Annotated in this window: 16 protein-coding genes; 8 read left to right on the top strand and 8 right to left on the bottom strand. The window is 60.4% G+C overall.

All coding sequences use genetic code 11. The annotated features are described in order from the left end of the window. Positions 1–59 precede the first annotated feature (59 nt). Genes P5706_RS08205 through P5706_RS08185 form a run of 5 tightly spaced genes read left to right on the top strand, consistent with a single transcriptional unit; the run spans position 60 to position 5,545 of the window. Complete coding sequence (locus P5706_RS08205; RefSeq protein WP_285682676.1) at positions 60–953, top strand: DMT family transporter; 894 nt, start codon at positions 60–62, stop codon at positions 951–953. Positions 954–988: 35 nt separating this feature from the next. Continuing rightward, a complete protein-coding gene (gene moeB, locus P5706_RS08200) occupies positions 989–2,851 on the top strand; it encodes a molybdopterin-synthase adenylyltransferase MoeB (RefSeq protein ID WP_285678949.1) in 1,863 nt (620 codons plus the stop codon). Positions 2,852–2,866: 15 nt separating this feature from the next. Beyond that, the gene (locus P5706_RS08195; protein ID WP_200432313.1) at positions 2,867–3,781 is read left to right on the top strand and encodes a PLP-dependent cysteine synthase family protein; all 915 of its coding nucleotides are present in this window, start codon (positions 2,867–2,869) and stop codon (positions 3,779–3,781) included. A gap of 37 nt (positions 3,782–3,818) precedes the next feature. Continuing rightward, a complete protein-coding gene (locus tag P5706_RS08190) occupies positions 3,819–4,811 on the top strand; it encodes a serine O-acetyltransferase (protein WP_285678948.1) in 993 nt (330 codons plus the stop codon). 2 nt (positions 4,812–4,813) lie between these two features. Further along, positions 4,814–5,545: an alanyl-tRNA editing protein gene (locus P5706_RS08185; RefSeq protein WP_200432311.1), complete on the top strand. Its 732-nt coding sequence runs from the start codon at positions 4,814–4,816 to the stop codon at positions 5,543–5,545. A 62-nt stretch (positions 5,546–5,607) separates the two neighbouring features. On the opposite strand, the gene P5706_RS08180 is transcribed toward P5706_RS08185, so the two are convergent. After that, positions 5,608–6,636, bottom strand: coding sequence for a hypothetical protein (locus tag P5706_RS08180; RefSeq protein ID WP_285678947.1), 1,029 nt, complete (start codon positions 6,634–6,636; stop codon positions 5,608–5,610). A gap of 216 nt (positions 6,637–6,852) precedes the next feature. On the opposite strand from P5706_RS08180, the gene P5706_RS08175 reads away from it, so the two are divergent. Both P5706_RS08175 and P5706_RS08170 read left to right on the top strand, forming a co-directional pair. Continuing rightward, a complete protein-coding gene (locus P5706_RS08175; protein WP_056861573.1) occupies positions 6,853–8,598 on the top strand; it encodes an ABC transporter permease in 1,746 nt (581 codons plus the stop codon). A gap of 14 nt (positions 8,599–8,612) precedes the next feature. Further along, positions 8,613–9,935 (top strand): ABC transporter ATP-binding protein, encoded by a 1,323-nt coding sequence (locus P5706_RS08170; protein ID WP_065929890.1) that lies wholly within the window; start codon positions 8,613–8,615, stop codon positions 9,933–9,935. A gap of 145 nt (positions 9,936–10,080) precedes the next feature. On the opposite strand, the gene prpD is transcribed toward P5706_RS08170, so the two are convergent. The 7 genes from prpD to P5706_RS08135 form a co-directional block, all read right to left on the bottom strand. Then, positions 10,081–11,565 carry a 2-methylcitrate dehydratase gene (gene prpD / locus P5706_RS08165; protein WP_285678945.1) on the bottom strand — a complete coding sequence of 495 codons (1,485 nt, stop codon included), beginning with the start codon at positions 11,563–11,565 and terminating at the stop codon, positions 10,081–10,083. A 200-nt stretch (positions 11,566–11,765) separates the two neighbouring features. Then, a complete protein-coding gene (prpF, locus tag P5706_RS08160) occupies positions 11,766–12,956 on the bottom strand; it encodes a 2-methylaconitate cis-trans isomerase PrpF (RefSeq protein ID WP_285678944.1) in 1,191 nt (396 codons plus the stop codon). Between the two features lie 10 nt (positions 12,957–12,966). Then, positions 12,967–15,561: a Fe/S-dependent 2-methylisocitrate dehydratase AcnD gene (gene acnD / locus P5706_RS08155; RefSeq protein WP_285678943.1), complete on the bottom strand. Its 2,595-nt coding sequence runs from the start codon at positions 15,559–15,561 to the stop codon at positions 12,967–12,969. A gap of 183 nt (positions 15,562–15,744) precedes the next feature. Further along, positions 15,745–16,872: a bifunctional 2-methylcitrate synthase/citrate synthase gene (gene prpC / locus P5706_RS08150; RefSeq protein ID WP_017134743.1), complete on the bottom strand. Its 1,128-nt coding sequence runs from the start codon at positions 16,870–16,872 to the stop codon at positions 15,745–15,747. A gap of 42 nt (positions 16,873–16,914) precedes the next feature. Continuing rightward, positions 16,915–17,808 (bottom strand): methylisocitrate lyase, encoded by an 894-nt coding sequence (prpB, locus tag P5706_RS08145; RefSeq protein ID WP_285678942.1) that lies wholly within the window; start codon positions 17,806–17,808, stop codon positions 16,915–16,917. Beyond that, positions 17,805–18,518, bottom strand: a complete 714-nt coding sequence (locus P5706_RS08140; RefSeq protein WP_138814336.1) for a GntR family transcriptional regulator — start codon at positions 18,516–18,518, stop codon at positions 17,805–17,807. Before P5706_RS08140 ends, prpB begins: the two co-directional genes overlap by 4 nt. 42 nt (positions 18,519–18,560) lie before the next feature. Next, positions 18,561–18,743, bottom strand: a complete 183-nt coding sequence (locus P5706_RS08135) for a hypothetical protein (protein WP_202940702.1) — start codon at positions 18,741–18,743, stop codon at positions 18,561–18,563. Between the two features lie 47 nt (positions 18,744–18,790). On the opposite strand from P5706_RS08135, the gene rloA reads away from it, so the two are divergent. Continuing rightward, positions 18,791–19,324 carry a retropepsin-like aspartic peptidase RloA gene (gene rloA, locus P5706_RS08130; protein WP_285678941.1) on the top strand — a complete coding sequence of 178 codons (534 nt, stop codon included), beginning with the start codon at positions 18,791–18,793 and terminating at the stop codon, positions 19,322–19,324. Positions 19,325–19,327 lie beyond the last annotated feature (3 nt).

Raw genomic sequence — 19,327 nt, 5'->3', positions numbered from 1 at the left:
CGATGCCAATGTCCGCCGTTCTTGAAAACACTACAAAAACAAAAACTCAGAAACAGTGGTTGGCCGGTCTGGTCACCAGCGTGATGTTTCTTATCGTGTGCCTGAGCTGGGGCACCACCTGGCTGGGCATCAAGATCGCCGTCGAAAGCGTGCCGCCGCTGACGTCTGCCGGGCTGCGCTTTCTGATCGCGTTCCCGCTGTTTTTGTGTTTTGCCCTGGTACGCCGCGAGCCGATCCTGTTCCCGCGTGAAAGCCGCTGGTTCTTCGTATTCGTGACCCTGTCGTACTTCAGCATTCCCTACTACTTGCTCAACTATGGCGAGATGCATGTGTCGTCCGGCCTCACCGCGCTGCTGTTCAGCTGCATGCCGGTGTTCATCCTGATTTTCTCCGCGCTGTTTTTGCGCGAGCGCATCTACTTTTCCCAGGTGGTCGGCATCGGCATCGGTTTCGGCAGCCTCTACATGATCATCAAGAGCCAGGGCCTGCACCTGGATCACGCCGAATTCTTCGGCGTGCTGGCGATTCTGACCGCTGCGATCATGCATGCCTTGTGCTACGTCATTACCAAGCAAAAAGGCAGCGCCATCAGTGTGATCACCTACAACACACTTCCCATCGGCATCGCCGGGCTGATGCTGTTCGTGGCCGGCCTGTGGTTTGAAACACCGACGTTCGAAAACATTACCCTGCGTTCGTGGAGCGCCTTGTTCTACTTGGGATTGGTGGCCTCGGTGGGCGGGTTTATCGTGTACTTCATGTTGCTCAAACGTTTGAGCCCGATCATTTTGTCGTTCGTGTTCATCATCTTCCCGGTGTTCGCGGTGATCATCGGTGCCTGGTACGAGGGCGTGGAAATTTCCCGTGACCTGATGCTGTACTCGGCGATCCTGCTCGCCGGTTTTGCGATCACCAAGTTGCCGGTTGAAAAACTTCTGGCCAAGAAAAATTGACCCTTAAACCACAACTACAACAACGCGAGAGAAACATGGAAGTCCTCCGCCCCACCGCTCTGGAACAGATCTATGCCCACGCCAGCCGCAGCTACCCGGAAGAATGCTGCGGTTTTGTCTTCGCCGATGGCACTGTGTACCTGGGCAACAATATCCAGAATGAGCTGCACCGCAAGAACCCCGAGATGTACCCGCGCAGCGCGGCCAATGGCTATACCTTTTCGGTGGCCGACACCCTGCTGATGAACAAGGCGTTTCGCAGCGACAACCCGGTGGTGGTGATCTATCACTCACACCCGGACGTCGGCGCCTATTTCAGTGATGAAGACCAGGACAAGGCACTGTTCCTGGGTGAGCCGATCCACCCCGTCAGCTACTTGGTGGTGGACGCGCGCCAGGGCCAGGCCCTGGGCTCAAAGCTGTTTGCCTGGGATGGCAAGCAATTCGCCCTTAAACCCTTCAACGACCTGCACACGGAGTTGTCCATGAACGCTGTCTCTTTCCCCGATATTCTGGTTCGCGTGGCCAAGCTGCCGGAATCGACCCTTGAGGGCACTGGATCGACATTGCGCGAAGTCATTGAAAACCTCTGCAGCAGCCACCCACAGCTGCGCACGCATCTGTTCCACGAAAACAACAACCAGCTCAAGGAGCACTTCCTGTTCACCGCCCAGGAAGAACTGATCGGCGCCGATGAGCCGCTGCCGGAAAAAGCCAAAATAGAAGTGCTGCTGGCCACCTCCGGCGGCATGGACGTCGAGCAACTGAGCAACGAAGAAGTCCAGCGCTACGTGCGCCACATCACCCTGCCCGGCGTCGGCCGGGAAGGCCAGTTGAACCTGAAAAAAGCCAAGGTGCTGATCATCGGCACCGGTGGCCTGGGCTCGCCCATCAGCCTGTACCTCGCGGCAGCCGGCATCGGCACCCTGGGCCTGGTGGATTTCGATGTGGTAGAGAGCAGCAACCTGCAACGCCAGATCGTGCACGGCAACAGCACCCTGGGCATGCCCAAGGTCGAGTCGGCCAAGCGGCGGCTGCAAGACCTCAACAGCCATATCCAGATCAACGCCCACGACACTGCGCTCAATGCCGACAATGCGCTGGAACTGGTCGGGGCTTATGACCTGGTGATCGACGGCACTGACAACTTCGACACCCGCTACCTGGTCAACGATGCCTGCGTGCAGTTGGGCAAGCCATTGGTGTACGGCGCCATCTATCGCTTCGATGGGCAGATCAGCGTGCTCAACTACAAAGGTGGGCCGTGCTATCGCTGCCTGTTTCCTTCGGCACCGCCTGCCGAATTGGCGCCCAATTGCAGCGCCGGAGGCGTGATCGGCGTACTGCCGGGCGTGGTCGGAATGATCCAGGCCACTGAAGCGATCAAATTGCTCATCGGCATCGGCGAACCACTGTCGGGCCGCCTGATGCGCTTCGACGCGCTGGCCATGAAGTTCAGCGAGATCCGCTTCAAACGCCGTGCCGACTGCCCATGCTGCTCAGACCTGCGCCACAGCGAAAACGTCGCGCCAGCCGTTTGCGCGGATGCTGTCCCGACTCAGCCCGCTTTGGCCGAAGAGCGCTACATCAAACCACGCGTGCTCAAGCAACTGCTCGAACACCCACGCAGCGCCGACGTGTTGCTGGATGTGCGCGACGCCAGCGAGCTGGAAGTGTGCAAATTGCCGGGCGTGGTGCATATCCCCCTGGCCGAACTGGACGGGCAATTGGGCAGCCTCAGTCGCGACAATACCCATTACCTGATCTGCTACGCCGGAACCCGCGCCGAGCAAGCGGCCAGCACCCTGCTGGCAGCCGGATTCGCCAATACCAAAGTCCTGCAGGGCGGCATGAAACACTGGGTTCGCGACGTCGAACCCGACATGCCTTTGTACTGATCCGGGGGCTGAACGATGTTGCATAACTCCATTCTCGACGTGATCGGCCATACGCCGATCGTGCGCCTGGCGCAGTTTTCCGAAGACCTCGGCATCGAGGTCTACGCCAAGCTCGAATCCCTCAACCCTGGCGGCAGCCACAAGGCGCGCATCGCCCTGGGCATGATCCTCGACGCAGAACGCCGCGGCGTACTGATTCGCGACTCCGGGCAAACCATCATCGAGCCCAGCGGCGGCAATACCGGCATTGGCCTGGTGATGGCCGGCAATGTACTGGGCTACAAAGTGGTGCTGGTGATCCCTGATAACTACAGCCCCGAAAAGCAGAAACTGCTGCGTTTATACGGCGCCAAAGTGGTGCTGTCCGACAGCCGCCTGGGCAACAATTCCCACGGCGAAAAGTGCATGGAACTGCAGTTGGAAAACCCCAACTTCGTGATGCTCAACCAGCAGCGTAATGGCGCCAACCCGCAGACTCACCGCGACACCACCGCACCGGAAATCCTCCGCGCGTTCGGCGAGCAGCGTGTGGACTACTTCGTCAGCGGCATCGGCACCGGTGGCCATATCACTGGCATCGGTGAAACCCTCAAGGCGGCCTGGCCCGCGATGCGCGTCATGGGTGTGGAACCGGAGGAGTGCGACCTGCTCAAGGACCAGCACGCACCGCACCACATCCAGGGCCTGTCGATCGGCTTGATCCCGAGCATCCTTAACGTGGGTGTGCTGGACGGCATGCTCAAGGTCTCGCGCCTGGCGTGCATCGACATGATGAAACGCATCATGCGCACCGACGCTATCAGCCTGGGTTTGTCTTCGGCCGCCAACATGGTGGCCATCGCCCAACTCGCCCCCGAACTCCCGCCCGAAACGGTGGTGTTGACCATGGTCTACGACAATGCCGACAGCTACCTGCCCAATTTCGAATAACCGGTTTTTCAACCATCCAGACTGTGGGGGTGCCTCCATGGGGGGCTTTATCGACATGCAACAGCTGCACGATGAGTTGCTGACCCACCTCATCCAGACCCTGACGCCTGCGCAGATGAAGCAGTTGGAACCGCATTTGGCGCCATTGATCCAGAATGCCGCCCAGGCCGTGGCAGAGGACTTGATTGCCTACGCCTATCGCGACCCGGCGTCCCGTGGGCGTGGCGAGTTGATCCTGGAATCCTATGCGTCGTTCAAGGCCGTGTTGTTCTACCGGTTGGCACACTTGGTGTGGAATTTCCCCGACCAGGCCGACGGTATGTTTTCACGCATGGCCCTTAAGCTCAGCAACCAGGGCAAAATCCTCTCCGGCGCCGAAATCCACCCCGCAGCCCGCATTGGCCGGCGCTTTGTGCTGGACCACGGCTTTGGCACCGTCATCGGAGAAACCTGCGAGATCGGCAACGATTGCTACATCCTCTGCGGTGTAACCCTCGGCGCCCGGGGCATTGCCAATAACCCGGACGGCAGACGCCACCCGCGCCTGGGCAACAATGTCGAAGTCGGCTCCGGCGCCCGAGTGTTGGGCTATGTGCTGATCGGCGACAACGTGTTTATCAGCCCGTCCTGTGTCATCACCCAGGATGTGCCGGCGGGCACCAAGGTCAAGGTGGTCAACCAGATTCAATTACAGAAGAACGCCGAATCGGACCACAGCAACTACCTGGGGGCTTTCGCGCTGGATGAGCGTTTGCACGTAGTCGGCGAAGTCAGCGCCAGCCATAAGGTCACCGTGCTGGATGCCGACTTTCATCCCCTGCACGGGCTGCTACTGGAGCCCACGGTGAAGGAGCGCCATCACTTGCAGTTTCGCCTGCGTCGCCTGGATACCGGCGACCATCTACCACGCTTGCCGCTGAACCTGAAAGTCTGTGGCCCCGAATTTGAAATCACCCTGCTCTCCCCGCCTGGCTTGAGCGCAATGGTGCGTCACCTGCTGCAAGCCAGCCCACTGATCGTCGGAGGTTGAACATGTCCGTGCATACCATGGAAACCCTGGCGCTGTTTGACAGCGCGCCGTACCAGAACGCCTTCAGCGCCCGAGTCATTGCCGTCAGCGAACAGGGCGTGGCCCTGGAACACACGCTGTTCTACCCCACAGGCGGTGGGCAGCCAGGCGACACCGGCCACCTGACCCTGGCCGACGGGACACGGGTCAACGTGACCGGCACCGTGCGCGACCCGGTGTTGCGCTCAATTATCTGGCACCAGGTTGAACACTGCCCCGAGCAATTGACGGCCGGCGTACAGGTGGATGCCGGCCTGGATTGGGAACGGCGTTACCAGCACATGAAGATGCACACCTGCCTGCACCTGCTGTGCTCGATCATTGATGCGCCCGTCACCGGCTGCAGCATCAGCGCAGACAAAGGCCGCCTGGATTTCGATTTACCGGAAATGACCCTCGACAAGGACAGCATCACCCGCGACCTCAATGCCTTGATCGAACAAGCCCATGCGGTGAAGACCCTGTCGATGCCCGCCTCGGAGTATTCGACCTTGCTGCAGATCACCCGTACCCAGGCGGTGGCGCCCCCCGTCATCCAGGGCTCGGTGCGGGTGATTGAAATTGCCGGAATTGATATCCAGCCGTGCGGTGGCACCCATGTGATCAACACCGAAGAAATCGGCCGGGTGTTCTGCGAAAAAATCGAGAAGAAGAGCAAACACAACCGCCGGGTGATCCTGCGGTTTGAGGGGTAAAGTACGCGCGTCGGCTAAGCGTGAGCACTGGAGACCCACGCTTGCCGAAGTGAAGCTAAGGCCTACTGCTTCGCCTCACTGATGTGTTTTCTCAACGCCTGAACCTGTTCCTCAAGCATTGAAATCTGGGTGCCGTAGTAGGACCTCATCTCAGCAATACCCGCTTCGATGTTAGCGTTGTCTACCCTGAATTGATCAGCGGTGGGCAGTGCCTGCGTGGGTGACTCGTTGGTCGGGTATGCCGGCTCATCGCTGGTGGTCAAAAGGGACTTATCCGCCGGCGCCGGCGCCGTTGGCGTCTGGGTTTCAGGTTTGGTCATTGTCTTGACGTGCTCAGTCATATTTTGAAGCTCCTTGCTCAACGCTTCAAAGGCCTCCGTCATCTGCTGCATCAGCTGGCTGATATCTGCGCGCAACTGCGTATTTAGCTTAATTGCATCTTCAAGATCTTGACCCTGGGCAACTTCAGAAGTCTGAGCGTTTTGAACCACCGGCTCAACCGGCTCTTGAGGTGTTTGAGGCAATGCGGCGGGAGCTTCGTGGGTACCTTTGCGCGGAGCACTCAGTTGCTCACGCAGTTCGACTATCTCATTTTTGAGTTTAACGATTTTCTCCTGGCACTCGGTGATAAACGCCTTGAAGTCAATCAGAAACTGGGTATTTTTGCCCACCAATTCCAGCGTTTCAGCCTGTGGGCCGACCTTTTGCGATTGCGGCTGGTTGACGAGGGTGTTGTGGCTAGAAAACTGACCGCGCTGCTCTGGCGTTACGGGGGGCCGAGGAGCTGCAGCATCGCCCTGTGTGCCGACACTACTTGAGGTATCGGCATTGTGTTCCTGAAGGGGTGCCTTCGAATGCTGGGACGCCTCATAGCCCATAGGATAGTTCGTTTGTGGCCGGGTATTTACGCTAGTCATAGGGTGCTTACTCAAATCCAGATAGTGCTGAGTTGGGGGGTGGCAGAGACTTGCTGCGGCAAGTGATCTGACCCATTGATTGGCATTTATCTGAAAGCGGTTCCTGGGATACAGGATGTGTGGGTAGCTAATTATGTCGACAGTAAAATCAGTCTTTTCCTGAATGTTGATCAACGCAGGCAAAACCGATGCCCAAGCCGCAGTTCGTACAGGAAACTGACAGCAAATTTATGTGCTTGTAACATTCAGAAACGTACAATCCCGCCAGCAACGTCTCGTTGCCCCTGACTCACGAAAACAGCGCCCGTCCTTCTCGGTGGGGCATTCGTGCAGCAGCTAAGCTCACTCCCACCACGCCTCTGAACCTGAACGCTGCAGGACTGAATGCCTATGAACAAAGTGTTCCGCGATTACCTACCGGCATCCACCCTGCGCTTGCTGCCCAACCGCTGGGACCTGGTCGCGCTGCCGCTGGTGATCGGTTTTCTGCTGTTTTTCTCCCTCACGGCTCGGGAAACCTGGGCGCCCATCGCCACGTTGCAGAGTGAAGTCATTTCCCTGGACCCGGCCAACCTGCCGGAATACGCGATGCGCACCACAATGCGCATGCTCGCGGCCATGGTCGCGGCGCTGGTGTTTACCCTGCTGTACGGCACCCTGGCCGCCAAAAGCCGGCGCGCTGAAAAGCTGCTGGTGCCGGTGCTCGATATCCTGCAATCGGTGCCGGTGCTCGGCTACATCTCATTCACGGTGACGTTCTTCCTGCTGCTGTTCCCTGGGCGCGTACTCGGCGCCGAGCTCGCGGCGATCTTTGCGATCTTCACCAGCCAGGCCTGGAACATGACGTTCAGCTTCTATCAGTCGCTGCGCATGCTGCCCCATGACTTGGTCGAAGTGTCGACCAACCTGCGGCTTTCCGGCTGGCAGAAATTCTGGAAGCTCGACGTGCCATTCGCCATGCCGGGGCTGGTGTGGAACATGATGATGAGCATGTCCGGCGGCTGGTTCTTCGTGGTTGCCTCCGAAGCCATCACCGTCGGCGACAAGACCATCACCCTGCCGGGCGTAGGTTCGTACCTGGCCTTGGCGATCGCTCAGAAAGACCTGCACGCCGTGGGTTACGTGATTTTGGCGATGATTGTGGTGATCCTGCTGTACGACCAGTTGCTGTTTCGCCCACTGGTGGCCTGGGCTGACAAGTTCCGCATGGAAACCACCGCGTCCCAGGGCGCTGCGCCACAATCCTGGCTGTTGAACCTGATCCAGCGCACGCGCATCGTGCAGCGCATCCTGCGCCCCATTACCCGTGCCTTCAGCCGGATCGGCAACAAACGCTTCAGCCTGGCGGGCGGTGCGTTCAAGGCGTTGCCGGCCGAAACGCCGGCGGCGTCAAAAGTGATCGACTGGGTGTGGGGCACGCTGATTGCGCTGCTGGCCGCGTATGCGCTGTACCACATCGTGCAATACGTCGGCACCGAAGTGACCTTCGCCGAAGTCGGCCATGTGTTTGTACTGGGCCTGATCACCTTGCTGCGCGTGGCCGGGCTGATCCTGATCGCCTCGCTGATCTGGGTGCCGTTGGGCGTGATGATCGGCTTGCGCCCTGCGCTGGCGGAAAAAATCCAGCCGTTGGCACAGTTTCTCGCGGCCTTCCCGGCGAACCTGTTGTTCCCGGTCTTTGTGATCGTGATCCTGCACTACAACCTCAATCCGGATATTTGGCTGAGCCCGCTGATCGTGCTGGGCACCCAGTGGTACATCCTGTTCAACGTGATTGCCGGCGCCAGTGCCTTCCCCAATGACTTCAAGGAAGCCGCCGCCAACTTCCGCATCCGCGGCTGGCTGTGGTGGCGCAAGGTGATGCTGCCGGGGATATTCCCCTATTACGTCACCGGCGCCATTACCGCCTCGGGCGGTGCCTGGAACGCCAGTATCGTCTCCGAGTACGTGTCCTGGGGCCAGGACAACGTGGTCGCCCATGGGCTGGGCGCCTACATTGCGCAAACCACCGCTGCCGGCGACTTCCCGAAAATTGCCTTGGGCGTGGTGGTGATGTCGATCTTCGTGGTGGCGTTCAACCGCGCGGTCTGGCGGCCGATGTACGCCATCGCTGAAAACAAACTTCGTCTGAATTGATGGGATTCGCTGTGATGACTACCTACACCGAAAACACTGCCGATACCCCGCAAATCTACTCGCTGAAAAACGTCAACCGAGTGTTCGGTAAAGGTAAAGACGAGCTGCAAGTGCTCAGCGGCGTCGACCTGAGCCTGCACGAGGGTGAGATCGTCGGCATGCTAGGCCGCTCCGGCTCGGGCAAATCCACCCTGCTGCGCATTATCGCCGGGCTGATCCAGCCGTCCTCCGGCGAAGTCCGCTACAACGGCGCACCGCTCAACGGCCCGGCCGAAGGCGTGGCCATGGTGTTCCAGACCTTTGCGCTGTTCCCCTGGCTGACCGTGCTGGAAAACGTCGAAGCCGGCCTGCAAGCCCTGCAAGTCGAGCGCAAGGAAACCCGTCGGCGCGCCTTGGCCGCCATCGACTTGATCGGCCTCGACGGCTTTGAAAACGCCTACCCGCGCGAGCTGTCCGGCGGCATGCGCCAGCGCGTGGGGTTTGCCCGTGGCCTGGTGGTCAACCCGACGCTGTTGCTGATGGATGAGCCCTTCTCGGCCCTCGACGTGCTCACCGCCGAAACCCTGCGCACCGACCTGCTGGACTTGTGGAGCGGCAAACAGCTGCCGATCAAGTCGATCCTGATCGTGACCCATAACATCGAAGAAGCAGTGCTGATGTGCGACCGCATCCTGGTGCTGTCATCCAACCCCGGCCGCGTGGTCGCCGAGATCAAAGTGCCGTTCGCGCACCCGCGCAACCGCCTTGACCCGACGTTCCGGCAAATGGTCGATGACATCTACGCGCTGATGACCGACCGACGCAGCGCCGATGCCAGCCGTGGCATACCCGAGCTGAAAATGGGCAGCCTGCTGCCGGAGGTGTCCACCAACTTGATGGCCGGCCTGATCGAAACCCTGGCCGCCGAGCCTTACAACGGCCACGCCGGTTTGCCCACCGTGGCCGAACGGCGCTTGCTCGAAGTCGATGACCTGTTCCCGGTGGCCGAGATGCTCGAGCACTTGGGCTTTGCCGAACTCAAGGGTGCGGACATCACCCTCACCGACGCCGGCAAGCTGTTCGCCGACTACGGCACCCAAGAGCGAAAAACCCTGTTCGCCGAGCATTTGATCAAACACGTGCCGCTGGCTGCGCGGATTCATCAAGTGTTGCTTGAGCGCAGCGGGCACCGCGCGCCACGGGTGCGTTTTGAGCAGGAGCTGGAAGACTCAATGACCGAAGCATTCGTAGAAAAAACCCTGGAGAGCGTGATTGCGTGGGGGCGTTATGCGGAGATTTTCTCCTATGACGACCATACCGAGACGTTTAGCCTGGATGATGTGGAAGGCAGCATGTAATGGCCCAAGTGTGGGAGCTGCTTTTGTGGGAGCTGGCTTGCCTGCGATGCAGACAACTCGGTCTTTCAGCTACACCGAGGTGATGCTATCGCAGGCAAGCCAGCTCCCACAAAAGCCCGCTCCCACAGTGGGTACGAGGTGTTTGTCAGATCACAAACAAGTCCACAAACCGATTCACCGGCGTGGCCTCAAGCCGCGCCTGATCCTTGCACAACGCAAAAATCTCGCCACTGCGCTTCGCGGTAAACCGTGTGGCCAGGTTGGCCTTGAACTTGTCCTCCAGCAACGGAATCCCGTCTGCCCGACGCCGGCGATGGCCAATCGGGTATTCCACCGCGACCTGCTCAGTGTGGGTACCGTCCTTGAAAAACACCTGCACGGCATTGGCAATGGAGCGTTTGTCTGCCTCCAGGTATTCGCGGCTGTAGCGCAGGTCTTCAACGATCTCCATCTTGTCGCGCAGCTCATCGATGATCGGGTGCGCCGCGTGGAACTCATCTTCGTACTGCTCGGCCACCAGATTGCCGAACGCCAACGGCACGGCAGTCATGTATTGCAGGCAGTGGTCACGGTCGGCGGCGTTGGCCAGCTTCCCGACTTTGGAAATGATGCGAATCGCCGACTCGTGGGTGGTGATCACGATGCGTTCGATTTCATGCAGACGATCCTTGACCAGCGGGTGCAAGGTCACTGCCGCTTCACAGGCTGTTTGCGCGTGGAACTCGGCCGGGAAGCTGATTTTGAACAGCACGTTTTCCATCACATAGGTGCCATACGGCTGAGGCAGGCTGAACGCGCGCTTGTCCTCAGGCTTGAGCGCCAGGTCTTTGTTGGTGTGGCTGAACAGCACGTCATAAAAACCCCATTGCGGCGCGCTCAGCACACCGGGGATGCCCATCTCGCCACGCAGCGCGATATCCGCCAGGCGTACACCACGGCTCGATGCATCGCCGGCCGCCCAGGATTTGCGCGAGCCGGCATTCGGCGCATGGCGATACGTGCGCAGCGCCTGCCCATCGACAAACGCATGAGACAGCGCCGACAGCAGCTGTTCGCGGTTGGCGCCCATCAGCTTGGCGGTGACCGCCGTGGAGGCGACTTTCACCAGTAACACATGGTCGAGGCCGACGCGGTTGAAGGAATTTTCCAGGGCAATCACGCCCTGGATTTCGTGGGCCATGATCATCGCTTCCAGCACCGCACGCACGGTCAGTGGCGCATCGCCGTTGGCCACGCGTTTTTGCGACAGGTGATCGGCCACGGCGAGGATGCCGCCGAGGTTATCCGAAGGGTGGCCCCATTCGGCGGCGAGCCAAGTGTCGTTGTAATCGAGCCAACGCACGATGCAGCCAATGTCCCAGGCGGCCTTGACCGGGTCCAGACGAAATGAAGTGCCCGGCACACGGGCTCCGAACGGCACGACGGTACCTTCCACCAGCGGCCCCAGGTGCTTGGTGCACTCGGGAAAGCGCAGGGCCAGCAGGCCGCAGCCGAGGGTGTCCATCAGGCAGTTGCGTGCAGTGTCCAACGCGTCGCGCGAATCGATGCGGTAATTGAGGACGTAGTCGGCAATGTCCTGCAGGACCTGATCGTAGTCGGGGCGGTTGTTCTGGTCGACGTTGGCGCTCATGGCAGTACTCCAAAGTGGGTTGGGGTTAGTCCTCGGGCTTACGGTTATTGGAAAGCAGATCTTGGGTGTCTGCCTTGAAATAGAGAATCACCTGTGGGAGCCGGGCTTGCCCGCGATGGCATCACCTCGGTTCATCTGAAACACAGAGGTGATGCCATCGCAGGCAAGCCAGCTCCCACACAAGCCAGCTCCCGCAAGGGTTAGAACGCGTCGCCGGGCACGCGCACGAAGCCTTCCATCAACACCCGTGCGCTGCGGCTCATGATGGCTTTTTTCACCACCCATTCGCCGTTCACCTGGGTGGCTTCGGCGCCCACGCGCAAGGTGCCGGACGGGTGCCCGAACCGCACCGCATTGCGCTCGACACCACCGGCCGCGAGGTTGACCAAGGTGCCGGAAATCGCCGCCGCCGTACCAATCGCCACCGCCGCCGTGCCCATCATCGCGTGGTGCAGCTTGCCCATGGACAGTGCGCGCACCAGCAAATCCACATCACCGGCCTTGATTGCCTTGCCACTGGAGGCCACGTAATCCAAGGGTTTGGCCACAAACGCGACCTTCGGCGTGTGCTGGCGCTGGGCAGCTTCGTCCAGGTGTTTGATCAGGCCCATGCGCAACGCGCCATAGGCCCGCACGGTCTCAAACATCGCCAGCGCTTTAGGATCGCTGTTGATTGCGCCTTGCAGCTCGGTGCCGGTGTAGCCGAGGTCTTCGGCGTTGATAAAAATGGTCGGGATGCCGGCGTTGATCAGCGTCGCCTTGAAGGTACCGACACCTGGAACTTCCAGATCATCGATCAGGTTGCCGGTGGGAAACATCGAGCCACCGCCGCCCTCTTCTTCCGCTGCCGGGTCCATGAATTCAAGCTGCACTTCGGCGGCCGGGAAGGTCACGCCGTCGAGCTCAAAGTCGCCGGTTTCCTGCACCGCGCCGTCGGTGATCGGCACGTGAGCGATGATGGTCTTGCCGATATTGGCCTGCCACACCCGCACCACCGCCACACCGTTGTGCGGCACGCGGGCAGGGTCAACCAGCCTGGCGCTGATGGCGAACGAGCCCACCGCCGCCGAGAGGTTGCCGCAATTGCCGCTCCAGTCGACAAACGGCTTGTCGATCGAAACCTGGCCAAACAGGTAGTCCACGTCGTGATCGGCACGGGTACTTTTGGCCAGGATTACGGTTTTGCTGGTGCTGGAGGTTGCACCACCCATGCCGTCGATCTGCTTGTCGTAGGGGTCGGGGCTGCCGATGACCCGCAACAGCAAGGCATCGCGAGCAGCACCCGGCACCTGCGCCGACTCGGGCAGGTCCTTGAGGCTGAAAAACACGCCCTTGCTGGTGCCGCCACGCATGTAGGTGGCGGGGATTTTGATTTGCGCTGCGTGTGCCATGGTTATCCCCTTAAGCGGTCGCTGCCGATTCCAGGAAGTCCTGGGCAAAACGTTGCAACACGCCTCCCGCCTCGTAGATCGACACTTCTTCGGCGGTGTCCAGGCGGCACGTCACCGGCACTTCGACACGTTCGCCATTCTTGCGGTTGATCACCAACGTCAGTTGCGCACGCGGGGTGCGTTGGCCGACCACGTCATAGGTTTCGCTGCCGTCGATCTTCAGTGTGTGGCGGTCGGTGCCCGGCAAAAATTCCAGCGGCAACACGCCCATGCCCACCAGGTTGGTGCGGTGGATGCGCTCGAACCCTTCGGCGGCAATCGCCTCCACACCGGCCAGGCGCACGCCCTTGGCCGCCCAGTCGCGGGACGAGCCCTGGCCGTAGTCGGCGCCGGCGATGATAATCAGCGGCTGCTTGCGCTCCATGTAGGTTTCGATGGCTTCCCACATCCGCGTGACCTGGCCTTCGGGCTCGATACGCGCCAGGGAACCCTGCTTGACCTTGCCGTTTTCCACGACCATTTCGTTGAACAGCTTCGGGTTGGCGAAGGTTGCGCGCTGCGCGGTCAAGTGGTCACCGCGATGGGTCGCGTAAGAGTTGAAGTCGACTTCCGGCAGGCCCATTTTCGCCAGGTATTCACCCGCGGCGCTGTCGAGCATGATCGCGTTGGACGGCGACAGATGGTCGGTGGTGATGTTGTCCGGCAGTACCGCCAGCGGGCGCATGCCCTTGAGCGGACGGGCACCGGCCAACGCGCCTTCCCAGTACGGCGGGCGACGGATATAGGTGCTTTGCGGACGCCAGTCATACAGTGGCGTGACTTTAGGACCGGTGTCTTCATGGATGGCGAACATCGGGATATACACGGCGCGAAACTGTTCCGGCTTGACCGAGGCCTTGACCACCGCGTCGATTTCTTCGTCACTCGGCCAGATGTCTTTCAGGCGGATTTCCTTGCCGTCGGCATCCAGACCCAACACGTCTTTTTCGATGTCGAAACGGATGGTGCCGGCAATCGCATAGGCCACCACCAATGGCGGCGACGCCAGGAACGCTTGCTTGGCATACGGGTGAATACGCCCGTCGAAGTTACGGTTGCCCGACAATACGGCCGTGGCGTACAGGTCACGGTCGATGATTTCCTGCTGGATCACCGGGTCGAGTGCGCCGGACATGCCATTGCAAGTGGTGCAGGCAAACGCCACCACGCCGAAGCCGAGCTTTTCCAGCTCATGGCCAAGGCCGGCTTCTTCCAGGTACATGGCCACGGTTTTCGAGCCCGGCGCCAGCGAGGATTTGACCCACGGTTTGCGCGTCAGCCCAAGCTGGTTGGCGTTACGCGCCAGCAAGCCTGCGGCAATCACGTTGCGCGGGTTGCTGGTGTTGGTGCAGCTGGTAATGGCAGCGATGATCACCGCGCCGTCGGGCATTTGCCCCGGCACTTCATCCCACTGACCGGAGATGCCTTTGGACGCCAGATCACTGGTCGCCACGCGCGCATGCGGGTTGCTCGGGCCGGCCATGTTGCGCACGACGCTGGACAGGTCGAAGGTCAGGCCACGCTCGTATTGCGCGCCCTTGAGGTCATCGGCCCACAGGCCGGTGTGGCGGGCATATTGCTCGACCAACGTGACTTGTTCGTCTTCGCGGCCGGTGAGTTTCAGGTAGGCGATGGTCTGCTGGTCAATGTAAAACATCGCGGCGGTAGCGCCGTATTCCGGGGCCATGTTGGAGATGGTCGCGCGGTCGCCCAGGGTGAGTGCCGAAGCGCCTTCGCCAAAGAACTCCAGCCACGCACCCACGACTTTCTGTTTACGCAGGAACTCGGTCAGCGCCAGCACCATGTCGGTGGCGGTGATGCCCGGTTGCAGCTTGCCCGTCAGTTCCACGCCGACGCTTTCCGGCAGGCGCATCCACGAGGCGCGGCCGAGCATCACGCTCTCGGCTTCAAGGCCACCGACGCCGATGGCGATCACGCCCAAGGCGTCTACGTGCGGGGTATGGCTGTCGGTGCCGACACAGGTATCGGGGAAGGCCACGCCATCGCGCGCCTGGATCACCGGAGACATTTTCTCCAGGTTGATCTGGTGCATGATGCCGTTGCCCGGCGGGATCACGTCGACGTTCTTGAAGGCCTTTTTGGTCCACTCGATAAAGTGAAAACGGTCTTCGTTGCGACGGTCTTCGATGGCGCGGTTTTTCTCGAACGCCTGCGGGTCAAAACCACCGGCTTCGACGGCCAGCGAGTGGTCGACGATCAGTTGGGTCGGCACCACCGGGTTGACCTGCGCCGGGTCACCGCCTTGCAGGGCGATGGCATCGCGCAGGCCGGCAAGGTCGACCAGCGCGGTTTGGCCGAGGATGTCGTGGCACACCACGCGCGCCGGGAACCACGGGAAATCCAGGTCGCGTTTGCGTTCGATCAGTTGGCTCAGGGAAGCGTTGAGGGTGGCCGGGTCGCAGCGGCGCACCAGGTTTTCGGCGAGCACGCGCGAGGTGTACGGCAGGGTGGCATAGGCGCCGGGGGTGATTGCCTCGACAGCCGCGCGGGCGTCGAAGAAATCCAGGCGGCTGCCGGGCAGCGGTTTGCGAAATTCAGTGTTCATCGTCAGGACTCGGTCACGGTAGGTTCACAAGGCGAACTGTCGACACTGGCCTGGCTCTTTGTGGGAGCTGGCTTGCCTGCGATGGCATCACTGCGGTGTGACAGGTACACCAGGGTGATGCGATCGCAGGCAAGCCAGCTCCCACAGAAAAGCACATTGGCCAATGTGCCGGGTTCAGCCCACTCAGCGACGTTCGATTGGCACGAACTTGCGCTGTTCTACGCCGATGTATTCGGCGCTTGGGCGGATGATGCGGTTATTGGCGCGCTGCTCGAACACATGCGCAGCCCAGCCGGTCAGGCGCGAGCACACGAAGATCGGCGTGAACAGCTTGGTCGGGATGCCCATGAAGTGGTACGCCGAGGCATGGTAGAAGTCGGCGTTGGGGAACAGTTTTTTCTGTTCCCACATGGTCTTGTCGATGGCTTCCGAAACCGGGAACAACACCTTGTCACCGACCTCATCCGCGAGTTTTTTCGCCCAGCCCTTGATCACTTCATTACGCGGGTCGCTGTCTTTGTAGATCGCGTGGCCAAAGCCCATGATCTTGTCTTTGCGCGCCAGCATGCCGAGGGTGCCTTCGACGGCTTCTTCGGCCGAACCGAAACGCTCGATCATCTCCATCGCCGCTTCGTTGGCGCCACCATGCAGCGGGCCACGCAGCGAGCCGATGGCGGCGGTCACGCAGGAATACAGATCGGACAGGGTTGAAGCACATACGCGGGCGGTGAAGGTCGAGGCGTTGAATTCGTGCTCGGCGTAGAGGATCAGCGACACGTTCATGACTTTTTCATGCAGCGCGCTCGGCTTCTTGCCATGCAGCAGGTGCAGGAAGTGGCCGCCGATGCTTGGCTCGTCGGTCACGCAGTCAATCTTCTTGCCGTCGTGGCTGAAGCGATACCAGTAGCACATGATCGCCGGGAAAGCGGCGAGCAGGCGGTCGGTGACATCGTGCTGCGCGCTGAAATCTTTCTCGGGTTCGATATTGCCCAGGAACGAGCAACCGGTGCGCATCACGTCCATCGGGTGGGCGTCGGCGGGGATGCGTTCCAGTACTTCTTTAAGCGCCTGGGGCAAGTCGCGCAGCTTGCTGAGTTTGGCGCTGTAGGCGGCCAATTCGGTTTTGCTCGGCAATTCGCCGTACAGCAGCAGGTAGGCGACTTCTTCAAATTGCGCATCGGCGGCCAGTTCGCGCACGTCATAGCCGCGATAGGTCAAGCCGGCACCGGCCTGGCCCACGGTGGACAGTGCGGTCTGCCCGGCCACCTGGCCACGCAGGCCGGCGCCACTCAGTACTTTTGCTTCAGCCATGGTTCTTCTCCAATTTTGTAGTTATTCAGGGAGGCGCGTTCGTTACTTTTTCGCGGCGAACAGCGCGTCGAGCTTCTGCTCGAAGGTGTGGTAGTCGATGCGATCGTAAAGCTCCATGCGGGTTTGCATGGTGTCGATGACGTTCTGTTGCGTACCGTCGCGACGGATCGCGGTGTAGACGTTCTCGGCAGCCTTGTTCATGGCGCGGAAAGCCGAGAGCGGGTACAGCACGATGGAAACATCGGCAGATTTCAGTTGATCGACTGTGTAGAGAGGGGTTGCGCCGAACTCGGTAATGTTAGCCAGGATCGGGGCCTTTACCTTTGAGGCGAAGAGCTTGTACATCTCCAGCTCAGTGATGGCTTCCGGGAACACCATGTCGGCACCGGCTTCGATGCAGGCGGCGGCACGCTCCAGTGCCGACTCCAAACCTTCAACCGCCAGCGCGTCGGTGCGCGCCATGATCACAAAGCTGTCGTCGGTGCGGGCGTCCACGGCGGCCTTGATACGGTCGACCATTTCCTGCCGGGACACGATTTCTTTGTTCGGGCGATGACCGCAACGCTTGGCGCCGACCTGGTCTTCGATGTGGATGGCGGCGGCGCCGAACTTGATCATCGACTTGACGGTGCGCGCCACGTTGAACGCCGAGGAGCCGAAACCGGTGTCGACGTCTACCAGCAGCGGCAGGTCGCACACATCGGTGATGCGGCGTACGTCGGTAAGTACGTCGTCCAGGCCGGTGATGCCCAAGTCCGGCACGCCCAGGGAACCGGCTGCTACGCCGCCGCCTGACAGATAAATCGCCTTGAAACCGGCGCGCTTGGCCAGCAGCGCGTGGTTGGCGTTGATGGCGCCCACCACCTGCAAGGGCTGTTCACTGGCGACGGCGTCACGAAAACGCTGGCCTGGAGTGGTTTTATTGTTGGAACTCATGACTCACCTCGTGATGAAGGAGCGCCGTCCGGGAAGTGACGGGCAATATTGCGTTTGGAAGCGCCGATATGCCGGCGCATCAACAACTCGGCCAGTTCACCGTCGCGATCGGCAATCGCGTCAAGAATGCGGTGATGCTCGGCAAAGGCCTGGCGTGGACGATTAGGGGTGGCGGAGAACTGGATGCGATACATGCGCACCAATTGGTACAGCTCGCCGCAGAGCATTTGGGTAAGGGTGCGGTTACCGGCGCCTTGAATTATCCGGTAATGAAAATCGAAGTCGCCCTCTTGCTGGTAGTAGCCCAGGCCCGCCTGGAATGCTTCGTCGCGCTCATGGGTGTGCAACACCTGGCGCAACTCTTCGATTTCGGCGTCGGTCATGCGCTCGGCGGCCAGGCGGCAGGCCATGCCTTCCAGGGATTCGCGAATTTCATACAGTTCGATCAGCTCGGCGTGGCTCAAGGACACCACTCTTGCGCCGACATGAGGCACGCGCACCAGCAGGCGCTGGCCTTCAAGCCGGTGGATAGCCTCACGCAACGGGCCACGGCTGATGCCGTAGGTGCGCGCCAGTTCCGGTTCGGAGATCTTGCTGCCGGGAGCGATTTCACCCTTGACGATGGCGGCCTGGATACGCCGAAAGACGTTCTCTGACATGGTCTGGGAATCGTCTTGCGACACCAGCGGCGTTTCCAGCTGACCCAGCATATTGTCGACACCTTTAAAAGCAATGCCGCAAAAACTAGCCAATCAAGCCTTAATAGTCAAAGAATAAATCCACATTGTCGACAATCGTCTAATAACCCCTTCTGCACCTTCGCGGAGCATGGCCGCCTGCCAGCGCTGGCGCCAGAAAAGCATCATGTTAGAATGCCCGCCGCTTTTGCCTGACATCACTTGATGAAACGGCGCACGAGGGAGTTTGCGCAGCAATGCCAGTCGCCTTGAATTAAACATCGCACTGCACCGCGTCAGGATCTATGAGACTCAAGCCCTTCCTTCTTATTTGCCTACTGTGCATACCAGGCCTTGGCGTTGCCGCCGAGAAGACCGTGTATGGCCTGAATGAATACGCCAAATTGGCCGGCATCGACCTGGAAGTCGCCGCCAAACTCGACACCGGCGCCAAGACCGCCTCGTTGAGCGCCCGCGATATCAAGCGTTTCAAGCGCGACGGCGAATCCTGGGTACGCTTTTATCTCGCCATCGACACCGCCCATTCCCACCCCATCGAACGCCCCCTGGCTCGCGTCAGCAAGATCAAGCGCCGCGCCGGTGACTACGACCCCGATGAGGACAAGAACTACACCGCCCGCCCAGTGATTGCCCTGGATATCTGCATGGGCACTGCTTTACGTAGCATCGAAGTGAACTTGACTGACCGCAGCGCCTTCCAATACCCGCTGCTGATCGGCTCCGAAGCGTTGAAACGCTTTGATGCGCTGGTCGACCCCAGTCTTAAATACGCAGCGGGCAAACCCGCCTGCGCCGCCGACGCTCATACCGCCGAGTAAACC

The sequence above is a fragment of the Pseudomonas sp. ChxA genome, assembly GCF_030263855.1.
GTDB classification, from domain to species: Bacteria; Pseudomonadota; Gammaproteobacteria; order Pseudomonadales; family Pseudomonadaceae; genus Aquipseudomonas; species Aquipseudomonas fluorescens_CB.
Note: the sequence above shows the minus strand (reverse complement) of the source record. Positions and strands in the feature narration are given on the sequence as shown.